General features: G+C 72.5%; 15 protein-coding genes. 6 read left to right on the top strand and 9 right to left on the bottom strand.

The window, feature by feature from the left end; all coding sequences use genetic code 11:
- Positions 1-212: 212 nt before the first annotated feature.
- A complete protein-coding gene (locus WMF29_RS23855; protein ID WP_437331040.1) occupies positions 213-1,187 on the bottom strand; it encodes a hypothetical protein in 975 nt (324 codons plus the stop codon).
- A 608-nt stretch (positions 1,188-1,795) separates the two neighbouring features.
- Between WMF29_RS23855 and WMF29_RS23850 the strand changes: the two genes are divergently transcribed.
- The gene (locus WMF29_RS23850) at positions 1,796-1,981 is read left to right on the top strand and encodes a hypothetical protein (protein WP_437331039.1); all 186 of its coding nucleotides are present in this window, start codon (positions 1,796-1,798) and stop codon (positions 1,979-1,981) included.
- Positions 1,982-2,120: 139 nt separating this feature from the next.
- Here WMF29_RS23850 and WMF29_RS23845 read toward each other — a convergent pair whose 3' ends face one another.
- The 3 genes from WMF29_RS23845 to WMF29_RS23835 all read right to left on the bottom strand — a co-directional run bounded on the left by WMF29_RS23845 (position 2,121) and on the right by WMF29_RS23835 (position 3,481).
- Positions 2,121-2,432: a hypothetical protein gene (locus tag WMF29_RS23845; RefSeq protein ID WP_437331038.1), complete on the bottom strand. Its 312-nt coding sequence runs from the start codon at positions 2,430-2,432 to the stop codon at positions 2,121-2,123.
- A 117-nt stretch (positions 2,433-2,549) separates the two neighbouring features.
- Positions 2,550-3,332 (bottom strand): DUF899 domain-containing protein, encoded by a 783-nt coding sequence (locus WMF29_RS23840; protein ID WP_437331037.1) that lies wholly within the window; start codon positions 3,330-3,332, stop codon positions 2,550-2,552.
- Positions 3,329-3,481, bottom strand: a complete 153-nt coding sequence (locus WMF29_RS23835) for a hypothetical protein (protein WP_437331036.1) — start codon at positions 3,479-3,481, stop codon at positions 3,329-3,331. Before WMF29_RS23835 ends, WMF29_RS23840 begins: the two co-directional genes overlap by 4 nt.
- A 97-nt stretch (positions 3,482-3,578) precedes the next feature.
- On the opposite strand from WMF29_RS23835, the gene WMF29_RS23830 reads away from it, so the two are divergent.
- The 3 genes from WMF29_RS23830 (at position 3,579) to lspA (ending at position 6,218) form a co-directional block, all read left to right on the top strand.
- Positions 3,579-4,892, top strand: a complete 1,314-nt coding sequence (locus WMF29_RS23830) for a helix-turn-helix domain-containing protein (protein ID WP_437331035.1) — start codon at positions 3,579-3,581, stop codon at positions 4,890-4,892.
- Positions 4,893-4,930: 38 nt separating this feature from the next.
- Complete coding sequence (locus tag WMF29_RS23825) at positions 4,931-5,584, top strand: Vgb family protein (protein ID WP_437331034.1); 654 nt, start codon at positions 4,931-4,933, stop codon at positions 5,582-5,584.
- A 142-nt stretch (positions 5,585-5,726) separates the two neighbouring features.
- Entirely contained in the window at positions 5,727-6,218 is a 492-nt protein-coding gene (lspA, locus tag WMF29_RS23820) for a signal peptidase II (protein WP_437331033.1), read from the top strand.
- A gap of 149 nt (positions 6,219-6,367) precedes the next feature.
- Here lspA and WMF29_RS23815 read toward each other — a convergent pair whose 3' ends face one another.
- The 3 genes from WMF29_RS23815 to WMF29_RS23805 all read right to left on the bottom strand — a co-directional run bounded on the left by WMF29_RS23815 (position 6,368) and on the right by WMF29_RS23805 (position 8,961).
- Positions 6,368-6,901, bottom strand: coding sequence for a hypothetical protein (locus WMF29_RS23815; protein ID WP_437331032.1), 534 nt, complete (start codon positions 6,899-6,901; stop codon positions 6,368-6,370).
- Between the two features lie 262 nt (positions 6,902-7,163).
- The gene (locus tag WMF29_RS23810) at positions 7,164-7,628 is read right to left on the bottom strand and encodes a DUF3565 domain-containing protein (protein ID WP_437331031.1); all 465 of its coding nucleotides are present in this window, start codon (positions 7,626-7,628) and stop codon (positions 7,164-7,166) included.
- Between the two features lie 19 nt (positions 7,629-7,647).
- Positions 7,648-8,961: a ferritin-like domain-containing protein gene (locus WMF29_RS23805; RefSeq protein ID WP_437331030.1), complete on the bottom strand. Its 1,314-nt coding sequence runs from the start codon at positions 8,959-8,961 to the stop codon at positions 7,648-7,650.
- Positions 8,962-9,332: 371 nt separating this feature from the next.
- Between WMF29_RS23805 and WMF29_RS23800 the strand changes: the two genes are divergently transcribed.
- Complete coding sequence (locus tag WMF29_RS23800) at positions 9,333-10,430, top strand: Nif3-like dinuclear metal center hexameric protein (RefSeq protein ID WP_437331029.1); 1,098 nt, start codon at positions 9,333-9,335, stop codon at positions 10,428-10,430.
- Between the two features lie 175 nt (positions 10,431-10,605).
- Positions 10,606-12,075, top strand: a complete 1,470-nt coding sequence (locus WMF29_RS23795; RefSeq protein ID WP_437331028.1) for an MATE family efflux transporter — start codon at positions 10,606-10,608, stop codon at positions 12,073-12,075.
- 207 nt (positions 12,076-12,282) lie between these two features.
- Here the strand turns inward: WMF29_RS23795 and WMF29_RS23790 are convergent, their stop codons facing one another.
- Positions 12,283-12,513, bottom strand: coding sequence for a hypothetical protein (locus tag WMF29_RS23790; protein ID WP_437331027.1), 231 nt, complete (start codon positions 12,511-12,513; stop codon positions 12,283-12,285).
- A 47-nt stretch (positions 12,514-12,560) separates the two neighbouring features.
- Positions 12,561-13,397, bottom strand: coding sequence for an NAD(+) diphosphatase (nudC, locus tag WMF29_RS23785; protein WP_437331026.1), 837 nt, complete (start codon positions 13,395-13,397; stop codon positions 12,561-12,563).
- Positions 13,398-13,420 lie beyond the last annotated feature (23 nt).

Below are 13,420 nucleotides of genomic sequence, written 5' to 3'. Positions count from 1 at the left end.
GCGGCGGCGCCCGGCGCGAGGAGCAAGGCCCTGGGGCGGGAGGGAGGGAAGGTGGCTCTGGCAGATCAACGGGCGCGGGGCGGTGATGCGTGGGGCGCGGCGACGTCGCGCCGGCGTGGGCACCCGGTCCGGGCCGGGTGGAGGGGGATCCTCCGGTGTGGCCTGACGGCGGGGTGCCCTGATCGAACCGCCTTATGCCTGCTGCCAGGAGCTCACTTCACGCAGACCCACTTGGCCCGCTTGCCGTTGGTGAGCTTCACCTTCCAGGTCCCACTGAGCGATGTTGTGGGCGGTTCGAGCATCACGCCGTCATCCCAGTCGTTCGAGTGGAACATTCCTCCGATCTCGGTGAGCGCGCACGCCCTGATTCCCGTCCGCAAGAAGTCGGTGTCGCGATGGGTCGTGAACCCTTCGAAAGATTCATCCTCGTCCTGTACGAAACCCGTGTTTGCCGGGAAGTCAATGCATCCGGCTTCGACCTTCACGCTCCCCTCCTGGACGAAGTGGCTACCGAAATGAAAGAGGTTCGACTCGACGTACCAGCCAGCTGTCGGATGCGAGCTGTTGGTCGCCGTCACCTCATGGACGCGCGCAAAGCCGTCGGGGTTCGCCCACGTCTGCTCGCTGCCGCTTACACCCGAGAGGAAACATTGTCGCAGATGATTCGGGTCGATGTCGGCGATCTTGACGGGAGCGCTGGGCGTGGCGAGCGGGAGGAATCTCTTGCTCTCCCAGACCCCGCCTGCAACAACTGTGCCGGAAAAGCAAGTTGTGGCGGCGAGGACCGGGTTGTTCTTAAAGACCCTCACGCCGGAGCTGTTCACCGTGGCGCCCCCATGTGCCCAGATGTTCCAGGTATTGAACCCGACCTCGTCCACGCGGGCGGTCGACAGCACGCCAGGCGCTACGAGGACGCCCTCGCCGAGGTTCCCTGCAACACCGCTGAGGAAGCAAGCGCTCGGGATGAACCCGCCGATGGAGGCCCCAGTCAGGTCCGTCGTGGTCCCCCTCGCCCAGGTATACCAGCCGCCTAGCGCCTGTGTCGCCTCGCCCAGCAACTCGTCCTCCAACAGCTCGCTCTCGTCGCCGGCGACGCACGCGAGAGGAAGAGCGCACAAGAGCAAGGGTGAAGCAATTCGGGCGATGCGACGGAGCATGGAATCAATTGATGTGTATCGGGTCTTCATGATTCTCCAATGTGCGCGTTAGGAACGACGCCCGTGCAGGGAGCCAGTGGAAGATGCGCCCTTGCGCCGGTCATCGATGCGGGCGCGTGACAACATCGACGCCATCGCCGAGCCCCCGAGCTCAGGACCGGCACCGCTCATCCATTCTGCTGCAGTAGTGCTAGGCTCCCGCGCCGGCCATCGCGGTACGGCGCGGGGAGTTGGCTCGGTCGTCGGCTGACAGGATCGAAGTCAATGTTAGCAAAGGGTGTGCCGTCCTCGCGCCGGCGAGCGACTGCGGCGATCACCGAGCTTCGAAGCACCGGGCCGGACCGCGGGGGGCCTCCTGGCACGCTGGCACGCTGGCACGCTGGCACGCGAGGCGGCAGGCACGCTGGCACACGGGCGCTTGCAGGAGCTCTTGTCGAGCCGCCCAACCCGAGGAGATTCGGTTCGTCGCGCGGTGCGGACAGGACCGATGGTCGAGTCGAGGGGGCAGGTGAGTCCGGCGGGGTTCCCCCGCCGTGACGAACAGGGTCGCGGGAAGGGGAGAACACAGGCGGCCCTACGGGCGCAGGTCGTCAACATCGACGTCACCGGGGGTGACGGTGCTCGACTAGAAGAGCCACGTGGTCCAGGCGCGGCACCTGTCGCCCTCGGCGGGGCAACCGTTCGCCCCGCCGCAGGAGAGGGCGCCGGAGCAACCCATGGAGAGGCGCCAGCGGTCATCGCTGCCCCCGGCCGACGAGCGGCAGGCGCGGCGGGCGGCGTCACTGCCCGCCAGCGAGGTCATCGAGGACGTGCTGCGCCAATGAGCTAAGCCGCCACGGTGAAGGGCGACCGTCCTCCGCGCTGACTGACACTATCGGCGAAGTGGCTGCTGAGACGGTGCTTCTGTCCTACAGAAGTGCTTCGACCCGCTCCGAGAGCGACGCCGGGCGCGCTCGTGTCGCCTCAGCGCTGGCAGCCTCCGAACAGCGGCGCCCCGAGCAGATCGAGCTGCTCGGCCGCGCGCTGCGGCCGGCGGCGCACACCCGCGCCCGCCCCCGGGGCGGCGCTCCAGGAGGTCGCCCGCCGGACGAGCTCCTCGCGGAGCGCCACGAGCTCGCGCGCCGGCAGGGTGCTCGTGTCCGTCACGAGCCGCGCTCCGTCACGGTAGCCGGTCCACACCGTGTAGCCGTCCCGGGTGACCTCGATCCCGAACTTGGGGCCATAGTCCATGATCTCGTAGCTGCGCCCCAGGGCCAGGAAGCTCCACTTCTTCATCGCGACCGTCTCGCCAGTGTCCGTCGACGCGGTCCGCTCGGCCAACAAACCGGGGGCTGGGCTCCTCGAACTGCGGGCGGCGCGCGTGATCTGCCCGGAATCCGTGAGGAGCCCGGGTCACCCGGGCCCGCGCCCCGAAGCGGCGCACCCACACGAGGCGCCCTCCCCAGCCGCTTCGCTTCGCGAGGTGCCTGACGTCGTGGGGTATTTGTCGTGATGGCGGACCCACGACATCGTGTGAGGCAGCGCGGCCTCGTCTCGGCCCAGGGGCGTGAGATCCAGGTAGTTGTAGGTGCCGATCAGGACATCGAGCCCGCGCGCGTAGGTCGAATAGGTGTGGAAGACCTCATCGCCTTCGCGGGCGAAGACGCTCAGCCCAGGAGCCTCCGGGAAGGGGGAGCTCGCCTTCCTGAAATTGTACTCCATATCGCCTCGAGCGCGCTCCTCCTCACGGAACGAGACGTGATAGTCATAGTTGAAGTCCGTCTCGCCCGAGGAGACCCACGGGAAGGTCCAGCCCATCCGCGCCTTGAACGGCTCGATCTTGGCGAGCGGCGCGCGGGAGACGGCGCAATACGCCGTGTCGCGGGCGGCGAGGTGGACGTGGCCGCCCTGGATGTTGTCGGCCACGTACGAGCAGCTCTTGCAGCCCTCGTCCCAGCTCGGCGCGAACATGAAATGGTAGACGAGGAGCTGCCGGCGCTCGCCGAAGAGCTCGCGCAGCGTCAGCTTGCCTGAAGGCGCGTCGAACACATACGGCTTCTCGACCCTCACCCACGGCAGCTCGCGGCGCGCGGCGCTCAGCGCGTCGCGCCGCCGGTCGTGCTCCTTCTCCCTCTCCAGCAGCGCGAGGCGCGCCGCCAGCCACTCTTCCCTCGAAACGACCTTGGCGCGGCTCATCGGCGCTCTCCCTTCGACGCGGGGGCGCCGGCGGCGCTCCTGCTCTGGTTCCGGTTGCGGAGCTTCTTGACGGCGATCGCGGTCACGGCCCCGGCGGAGGCCGCCTGGGCGAGGACCCATCCGATGGACGCTAGGCACGCAGGGCACATGGGGATCTCCTCCTGTGGGCGGCGCGCGGCGTCTCGCCGCGCCAGCCGCTGACCTGTCGAAATGACCACGGCGCCTGCGGCCGCGACAGCAACATCGATGTCGCGATCCGTTGGCGCGCGCCGCCGGGCGTGCGACGCTGCCGCGATGGATGCGACGGCCGAGGTCCCCGCCGAGCTCGGCGCGCTGGCGGCCCGCTCGCTCGCGGCGGGCGACGCGCTCGACGCGCTCAATGTGGTCGGCCCCTTCGGAGGGCCCCACGCGCTCGCGCTCCGCGGGATCGCGCTCGCGCAGATGGGCGCCTATCCGGAGGCGAAGGCAGCGCTCGGCCGCGCCGCGCGGGCGTTCGCGGCGGCGGGCGCCGAGCGCGCCCGGGCGCGCGCGAGCGCCGCCCTCGCGGAGATCGCGCTCGCGCAGCGGGAGCTCGGCGAGGCGCGCCAGGGGCTCGTCGAGGCGGGTGACGCCCTCGAGCGCGCCGGCGATCTCACGAACGCGGCGTGGGCTCGCCTGGGCGCGGCGCGGGCCGCGCTCCTCGAAGGCCGCGTCGCCGAGGCGGAGCGCGCGCTCGCGGCCGCCGAGGCCACGGTCACGACCGACGCACCGGTGTTCACCAGGGCCGCGCTGGCGCTCGTGCGCGCCGAGGCGCATGCGCGGCTCGTGCGCGCGTCCTCGGCGCGGCGCGCCGCCGAGCAGGCCGCGGCGTGGGCGCGGGCGAGCGGACACCCGCTGCTCATCACCGAGGCCGAGCGCTTCCTCCGCGCGCACGACGAGCCCGTGGCGCGCCGCGTCCAGGGTGGCCGCGACGAGCCCGTGCGCCTCGCCGATGTCGAGGCCCTGGTCGCCGCGCCTGCGGGGCGGGTCGTCGTGGACGCGCTCCGCCGCCGCGTCCTCGACGGCGGCGAGGTGCGGGCCGACCTCGCGCGCCGACCGGTCCTGTTCGCCCTGATCGAGGCGCTCGCGCGCGCCCACCCGGCGGCGATCGCGAGCGACGACCTCGCGCGCGCCGCGTTCGGCGTTCGCGCGGTCAACGAGTCCCACGGGCGGCGGCTGCGCGTCGAGGTGGGGCGCCTGCGCGCCGCGATCCACGGCGTCGGGGTCGTGCGGGCGCTCGGGAACGCGTACCGCTGGGAGCTCGGCGCGGGCGTGGAGGTGGTCGTCCTCGCGCCGCTCGAGCCGGGCGACGCGGCCGCCATCCGCGCGCTCCTCTCGGACGGCGCCGCGTGGAGCGCCGTGGCCATCGGCGCCGCGCTCGGCAAGAGCGCGCGCACGGTGCAGCGCGCGCTGGCGGAGCTCTCGCTCGCGCGCGCGGTCGAGGTCACCGGCAGCGGCCCCTCGCGGCGCTACGCGAGGCCAAGAGCGGCGCTGTCGATCGCGTCACAGATGTTGCTCCTCGGGCTCGCGCTTCCTGGTTGAGTGCGCGTTGGGTGCGCGGGGCGAGGGAGGAGTGGACCATGAAAGCCCGGCAGGCCGAGATCATCGCGGAGCGCACGTTCGAGGGGGTGGAGTCGATTCACGGGGTCGCGTTCGACGGACAGGCGGTGTGGTTCGCGCACGGCGATCGCGGAGACCTCGTGTCCGCCGAGCCCGAGAGCGGCCGCGTGCTGCGTCGACTGAAGGCGCCCGCGAGCGCCGGGGTGGCGTTCGACGGGCACCACCTGTGGGTCGTCGGCGGCGGCAGGATCCGGAAGATCGATCCCGCGAGCGGAGCCGCGGTCGGCGAGGTGCCGGGCTTCGACGCGACGCCCGTGAGCGGGCTCGCGTGGGCCGACGGCGCGCTCTATGCGGGCATCTACCGCGAGCGGAAGATCCTCAAGATCGATCCCGAGCGCGGCGCCGTCCTCCGCACGCTCGTCTCCGATCGCCTCGTCACCGGCGTCACGTGGACCGACGGCGATCTCTGGCACGGCGTGATGTGCGAGGAGGAGGGCGCGCCGTCGGAGCTCCGCCGCGTCGATCCCCGGAGCGGCGAGGTCCTGGACCGGCTCGCGCTGCCGGAGAGCGTGCGCCTCTCCGGCGTCGAGGCGGACGCGAGCGGCCGCATGTGGTGCGGCGACCCCGCGACAGGAAGGCTCCGCGCGGTGAAGAAGCCGCGAAAGGCAGTCTGATTCACCCTGGGTTCGACCCGCCGACCGCTGCCGGGCTTCCTCGCCTGACGCCTGCTCGTGGCAGGGCGGCGCTGGCCTCCCAACCGTCCTCTCTCGGTGAGAGACTGGGAACAAACCGCCAGGGCCCCGTGTTCCATCGGCCATGGCGCGACGTGTGATGGGCTGGGTCCTGATTCTGTTCACGCTGGCCCTGGTGGGGTGCGATCATGCGACCAAGGCGGCTGCGCAGGCCGCGCTGGAGCGGCGAGGTCCCCTGTCGATCGTGCCGGGCGTGCTCGATCTCCGCTACGCCGAGAACCGCGACATGGCCTTCAGCCTGCTCCGCGGCATCGAGTCGCCGGCGAAGGTGGCGATCCTCTTCGTGTGCTCGATCCTCGTCCTGGGCGTGATCATCGCGGGCTGGTGGAGCAGCCGCCGCGCCTCGGCCACCGAGCAGGCCGGGTACGCGCTCATCGTCGCCGGCGCGATCGGGAACGCGATCGATCGCGCCTTCCGCGGCTATGTCGTCGACTTCATCCACCTTCACAGCTGGCCGGTGTTCAACGTCGCTGACATGGCCATCGTGGCGGGCGGGATCTTGCTCGCGATCGTGATGTTCCGGCGTGCGCGCCAGGAGCCGCGCGAGGTGTCCTGAGCATCGCCTCGTGAGATCGTCTCGCCCGAGCACGCCGCCGTCGATCAGGGTTTCTCCTACCCGGACGACAGGGCGGTCGCGCCGCATCTCTTCCGGTCCGATCTCTGATTCAGCCCAAGAGGACTGGCCGTGCGGCAGGGCCGCTGGGCTCAGGTACAGAGCAGCTTCTTCAGCTCATCCTTGGTCTTGGCCTTCGCGCCGGCCAGGGCGGTGACGGCGAGCTGCTGTATCTGCTTGGCCCTGGAGCAATCGTCTGGCCGGTTGGGCGCCTGCTCCAGCAAGGGGCCGAGCTCCTCCGTGGGACCTTTCGCCTGCTTCTTGATGCAGAGCACGGGCTCGCCCTCCTGAAGATAGTACCGGCGCTGCGTGACGCTGCTCGTCGTCGCCGGCTTGTCCGGCGTACCCCTCGTCCCGTCGAAGGCCCAGGATCCATCGTCGTGCAGCGCGAAGACCAGCTGGCCCTGGTCGTAGTAGAACTGGTACGTCGACTCGCCGTGCCCCGCGTCGGCGGCTGCGATCTCCGCTTTCTGGACCGCGCCGTCCGCCTGGTACAACCGGAGCTCGCCGCGCCCCTCGCCGCCGGCGCACTCGAAGCGGAGCTCGCTTCGCTTCAGGTCGTTGCGGGCCTGGATGTCCTGATACCGGGCCCTGATCTTCTGGATCCGCGGATCGTCGAGGCTCACCTCGGTGCCCTCGGCGCTGTCCGCAGCTGCCCGAGGCGCTGCCGCGGTCGTCGGGCTTTCCACTGCGGAGGTGCCGGCCGGGGGCGTGGTCGCGCCGGGCGCCGGAGCTCGGCCCGTACCTGCAGGGGCCGCGGAGACTCTCGCCGGCGAGGTGGCAGATGGCGAGCTACACCCGATGCCGACGGCGACCAGCAGGGCGATGGAGGATCGGTTCATGAGGACCCAGAACGCTTGGTGCAACCGTCACATTCGGCGGGTCGGGTCACCCGCCCTTGCGTCGAAACTCCACGAAGAACCGCACCGGGCCGTCGGGGTCGACGTGGTGCAGCACCTCGGGCGCGACGATGCCCGGGGTCTCTGGATCGAGAGAGAGCTCTCGACCGCCGAGCCCATCGATCCGGTAGCGGAGCCGCCCCGAGATCACGTGGATCATCCCCCATACGCCGGGCTTCGTGGAATGGTTCTTTCGCAGGCCGGCAGGGATCGTGGCCTCGTCGAAATCGGCCGTCCGCTTGTACGCGACCAGCCCGTCGGGCATCTCGAGCCGATCGCAGCGCACGCAGTCGAGCTCGGTGCCGAGCATCGAGGCGCGGCCCTCGGGCGTGGCGACCCAGGGGCGCGAGAGGAACGGTGGCTTGTGCCGGACGTGCTGGCCATGTCCACAGCTCAGCTCGGCCACCCAGTCGTTCGCATCGTCCTGATGATAGCCCGTGATCGATCGGCGCATCGTCGTGCCCGATGACGTACTACGCGCCCAGCAGCGCGGCCATCGCAGGCGCGATGACCTCGGCGACCGCGCGGCGGTGGGAGGCGGCAAGCGCCGCGCCGTCAGGGCGCCCGTGCGCGGCGAGGGCGTCGGCCTCGGCGTCCGGCGCCGTGGCGGCCGGAGGAGGCGAGGCGAGGGCCGCCCCGAAGGCGTCGGAGACCGCCCGGCGCACCGGCTCTCCGCCCGTCTGGAGCGCCCAGGCCACGAAGCGCCATGCGAGCTCGGCGTGCCGCGCCTCGTCCTCGGCGATCGTGGCAAGGGCGCTCCGGACCGCGGCGTCGGCGGCGCGCGAGAGCTGCTCGCTGGCTTGCAGGGCGGCGAGCGTCTCGCCGACGCAGCCCTCGCGGACGGCGCGCGCCGCGAGCTCGGGCAGGTCCGATGCGACCTCGACCCGCCCGCCGAACGCGAACGGCGCCGGCGCGAGCGCCGTGCCGGCGTACGCGCTCGCCAGGCCGAAGCAGAGCGCCGCGTGGCGCACCTCGTCGCCCGCGGCCTCGTGCGCGTCCGCGAGCATGTCCGGGGGGGCCCCGACCGCCATCAGCTCCAGCGAGAACCGCGCGAAGGAGGCGACCGACGCGTGCTCGAGCAAGGCGTCGCGGAGCCACGCCTCGGCCAGCGCGGCGCGGGTCGCCTGCGCCAACGCCGCCACGTCCGGGCGCGCCGCGGCGCCCCACGCGCTCGCCGCGCGCCGCTCTGCCCGCGCCGTGCGCGCGCGCTCGCCCACGAGGAACGGACGGCCTGAGCCGCCGCAGGTCGCGGTGAACTCGTAGCAGCACTCGCCGCCCCGGAGGACGCCTTCACCGAGGGTGGTGTACCAGCACCCCGCGGGCGCGCCGGGCAGCGGTTGCGGGGCGGAGGAGCTGTAGGGGTCCAAGGTCGGGCACGTGCCCGCGGGTGAGCCGCCGATGCCTCCCTGGCCGGCAATCCCCCCCTCGCCGGCAGTCCCCCCTTCGCCGGCGGCGCCTCCGACACCGCCCTGTCCTCCCTGGCCCGAGGGCCCCAGGGCGACACAGACCGTTCCTTCCTCGGTCCATTCGACGCCGCCTGCCTGGATTGACGTGACGGCATCGCTGCTTGGCCCGCCATTCCCGCCCATCCCTCCACGCGTCCCCGAGCTCTCGTCGTCGGACGCGGGGCCACCGCCTCCGCCCGGCGCGCGCTCCAGGGTGACGTCGCCGCCGCAGGCGACGCCTCCAACAGCCACGTTGAGCGTCGCCGTGGCGAGGATCGCGCGTGTCAGCTGGTGAGCGAGCGCGATCCGAAATTGAGCCGGAGAAGAGGAGATACTGGCCATGGTGCCAGAGAACAGCAGCATCCGTACCAGCGCAGGATCCGCGGGCGCAGCCTTTCAGCGCGGGAATGGCCGGCACAGCATGGCACAGGCCCGGTCTGCATCGATTGCGCCGCTGCCGCGGCGAGCCCTCGCGGGCGGCGTTGCCCGCGCGCGCGTCGACGTCGCGCTGCGCTGCGCCGCGCGCGCCTGGCATCGAGCCGGCCGTCCAGATCCCGGCGCGACGCAGCGTCTCCGGCTGCGCTCGGCACCGCCCTCGCGCTGCGCTCGGCTCCGCGGTCGCCGCTGCGCTCGGCTCTGCGGTCGCCGCTGCGCTCGGCCCCGCGGTCGCCGCTGCGCACCGAACCGCGGTCGTCGCTGGTATAGAGGCGCTCATGACCCTCCTCCGAGACGTCCTTTCAGCGCTCGAGTCGATCGCGCCGCTCCGGTTCGCGGAGTCCTGGGACAACGTCGGCCTGCTCGCGGGCGACCCGGCGCGGCCCTCGTCGGCGGCGCTCCTCGCCATCGACTACACGCCCGAGGTCGCCCTGGAGGCGCGCCATCTCGGCTGCGATCTCGTCGTCGCCTACCATCCGCCCCTCTTCGAGGCCGTGAAGCGCGTGGTCGCGCCGAGCCCCATCTTCGCGGCCATCCGCGACGGCATCGCGCTGTACTCGCCCCACACGGCGCTCGACGTCGCCGAGGGGGGCACCAACGACGTCCTCGCCGACGCGCTCGGAATCTCGGCGGACCGCGCGCCGCTCAGGAGGGCGCCCTCCAAGGCGTGGCAGCACAAGCTGGTCGTCTTCGTCCCGGAGGATCGCGCCGACGCGGTGGCCGACGCCCTCGCCGAGGCGGGCGCGGGCCGGATCGGCCGGTATTCGCGATGCAGCTTCCGCACGCTGGGGACCGGCACGTTCTTCGGGGAGGAGGGCGCGAGCCCCACGGTCGGCGAGAAGGGCCGGCTCGAGCGCGTCGCCGAGGTGCGGCTGGAGATGGTCTTCCCCCGCGACCGGACCGCAGCGGTCGTGCAGGCGATGCGCGCCGCGCACCCGTACGAGGAGGTGGCGTTCGACCTCGTCGAGCTCGCCGCGGAGCCGCTCCGGGCCGGCATCGGCCGGATCGGGCCGCTCACCGGCGCAGCGCCGGTCTCCGAGCTGCTCGGCCGCATCAAGGAGGGCCTGGGGGTCGACGCCTTGCTCGTGGCCGGCCCCGAGCAGCGCGCCGTCTCCCGCGCGGCCACGTGCGCCGGCGCGGGCGGCGCGCTCCTCGACGAAGCCATCGCGCAGGGCGCGGAGCTCTACCTGACCGGCGAGCTGCGCCACCACGACGCCCTCCGCGCGGCGAGCGCCGGCGTCACCGTGGTGTGCGCGCTGCACTCGAACAGCGAGCGCGCCGCGCTGACGCGCCTCGCCGAGCGCCTGCGCGCCGCGGTGCCGTCGCTGCGCGTCGAGCTCAGCGCGCGCGACCGGGATCCGTTCTCGATCCGCTGACGGAGCGGCGCTGCGCCGGGAGGGGGGCGGGGCGGGGGCGCGCGTCAGGGCGCGGCGGCACGCCCGGCTCACCGAGGTCCCTGGCTCGGACGGGACCCACCGATGCGGCAGTGTTGGCAAAGGTGTGCAAAGCCGCTGGACGAAACGGCCCGCCGCGATCAGCTTGCCGGCCCTCATGCGCGACCACGGCACGCCACCCGTCCCCGATCTGCGCGCGGACGCTGTTGCACCCTCGCCGCCCTCGCCCGGCTCGGGCCGCGGCGCGGGCGTCTGGTCCACGCTCCGCGACGCGGTCCGCGGCGGCGAGCACGACTTCACCTCCGGCTCCATCGACCGCGCGATCGCCCTGCTCGCGATCCCCATGGTCATGGAGATGCTCATGGAGTCGCTCTTCGTCGTTGTCGACGTCTTCTGGGTCTCGCGGCTCGGGGCAGATGCCGTCGCCGCCGTCGGGCTCACGGAGTCGCTCCTCGCGATCGTCTACGCCATGGCGATGGGCCTCGCGGTCGCCGCGTCCGCCACGGTCGCGCGGCGGGTCGGCGAGGGGCGCCCCGAGGAGGCCGCCGCGATGGCGGGGCAGGCGATCGCGCTCGGCCTGCTCATCTCGCTGCCGATCTCGGCGGTCGGCGCGCTGCTCGCGTCGCGGCTGCTCGCGGTGATGGGGGCGACGCCCGGGGTGATCGCGACCGGCGCGCCGTTCGCCTCGATCATGCTGCTCGGCAACGCGTCGATCCTGATGCTGTTCGTCATCAACGCGATCTTCCGCGGGGCGGGCGACGCGGCGCTGTCGATGCGGGTGCTCTGGTTCTCGAACGCGCTGAACATGGCGCTCGGCCCGTGCTTCATCTTCGGCCTCGGTCCGTTCCCGGAGCTCGGCGTGGCCGGCGCGGCGGTCGGGACGACCCTTGGCCGCGGGGCCGGCGTCGCGCTGCAGGTCTTCTTCCTCACGCGCGGCAGCGGCCGGGTGAGGGTGCGAGCGCGGCACCTCGTCCCCGACCCGGGGGCGCTCGCGGCGCTGCTCCGGCTCTTCGCGAACGGCGCGTTGCAGAACGTCATCGGCACGGCGAGCTGGATCGGCATGGCGCGCATCCTCGCGCCCTTCGGGAGCGCGGCGCTCGCCGGCTACACGATCGGGATGCGCGTCATCGTGTTCGCGATCCTGCCGGCGTTCGGGCTCTCGAACGCCGCCGCGACCATGGTCGGGCAGAACCTTGGCGCGGGGCGCCCCGACCGGGCCGAGGCCGCCGTGTACCGCGCGGGCATCTGGACCACCGTCATGCTCGGCGCGGTGGGCGTCGTCTTCGCGGTGGGCGCGCGCGCCATCGTCGGCGCGTTCACGGACGAGGCCGAGGTGCTCCGGTTCGGCGCGCAGGCGCTGCGGATCGTCTCGTGCGGGTTCCTGTTCTACGGCTTCGGCATGGTGTTCACGCAGGCGTTCAACGGCGCCGGCGACACCTGGACGCCCACGCTGCTGAACTTCGCCTGCTTCTGGCTATGGGAGATCCCGCTCGCCTGGGGCCTCTCGGAAGCCGCGGGGCTCGGCCCGGCGGGCGTGTTCGTCGCGATCGCGGTGGCGTTCTCGACGTTTGCCGTCGCGGGCGGGCTCGTGTTCCGCCGCGGCGCGTGGAAGCTGCGCCGCGTCTGAGGCGCGCGGATGCCGCGCCAAGCGGGGCGGCGCTACGCCGTGCCGATGCTGCCCTCCTCGAAGACGTCGCGGTGACGCATGCGAGCCGTCCGGACGGCCTGGATCACGAATCCCAGCGAACCCGGACGCCGGGCGCCTTCGTCTTCGAAGGAAGATCCGCTGTGGTGCCTTGGATCCACCAGAGCCAGGTATGCGTGTCGAGGACGATCACGCGTCGCTCACGCCCCAGTCAGGCTCATCGATGGCCGGGGTGACCACGTCGCCCAGGATCTGGAGCCCAGACAGCTCCGGAGGGGGTCGACGCACCGGAGTCGACAGCGGGGGCGGTTCTTCGAGCACCAGAAAGATCGCCTCGACCCGTGCGCGAGGAGGGAGGACCGGCATTTCCTTCAGCTTGCCTTGCTCGTCGGTCTCGAGCAGCGCTCGGTGAGCCTGCATGTATGGACGCTAGCACGGTCGCACGGGAGCGCCGATCCGCGGCGCCGCTACCGCGCCGGCCGCGCGAGCCAGGCCTCGATGAGCTTCCTGGCGATGCTGAGCGGCGGCGGCAGGAGCGGCAGCGCGTCGCGGTGGAACCAGCGCGCGTCCTCCAGCTCGCGCGTGTCGACGCGGAGGTCGCCGCCGGCGTAACGCGCGGTGAAGCCGACCATGATCTGGTGGGGGAAGGGCCAGGGCTGGCTGCCGAAATAGACGATATCGGCGGCGTCGACGCCCGTCTCCTCGTGGACCTCGCGCGCGACGCACGCCTCCAGCGTCTCGCCCGGCTCGACGAACCCGGCGACGAGGCCGTACATGCCCGCAGGGAACCGCGCCTGGCGCGTCATCAGGACGCGCGGGCCGTCCTCGACGAGCACGATCGTCGCCGGCGTGATCCGGGGGAAGTAGTTGCTCGCGCAGCGGACGCAGCGCTTCACGCGCTCGTCCAGTCCGCTCTCGAGCGCGGCGCCGCACGCGGCGCAGTACTGGTGCGCCTTGTCCCAGTGCTGCACCTGGTACGCCGTGCCCGCGATCTCGAACAGCTCCGGATCGATGCGCCCGTGGAGGCGCCGCAGCGAGACGTAGGCGTATCCCGCCGGCGCCGGCGCGCCCTGCGCGAGCTCCGCGGACCGGCAGGCGCGCCCGTCGAGCTCGCCGAGCGTCTGCGCGCGCGTGACGACGACGCCGAGGTCGGCGAGATCGGCCGCGATCGGGATGTCGAAGCGATCGCCGCCGTCGCCCGGCGCCCGGACGAGGAGGTCGTCGCCGTGGAACGCGAACCACGCGATCTCGGCGGGCGCCGAGCTCGGACGGCCGAGCCCGGCGCGGAAGCGGGAGGACGGCATGGCGTTACCTGGGGCAGAGCCGC

It is taken from the genome of Sorangium sp. So ce381 (assembly GCF_051473845.1).
GTDB lineage: Bacteria > Myxococcota_A > Polyangia > Polyangiales > Polyangiaceae > Sorangium > Sorangium atrum.
The sequence above is the reverse complement of the archived record's forward strand: the minus strand, read 5'-3'. Positions and strand labels throughout refer to the sequence as shown.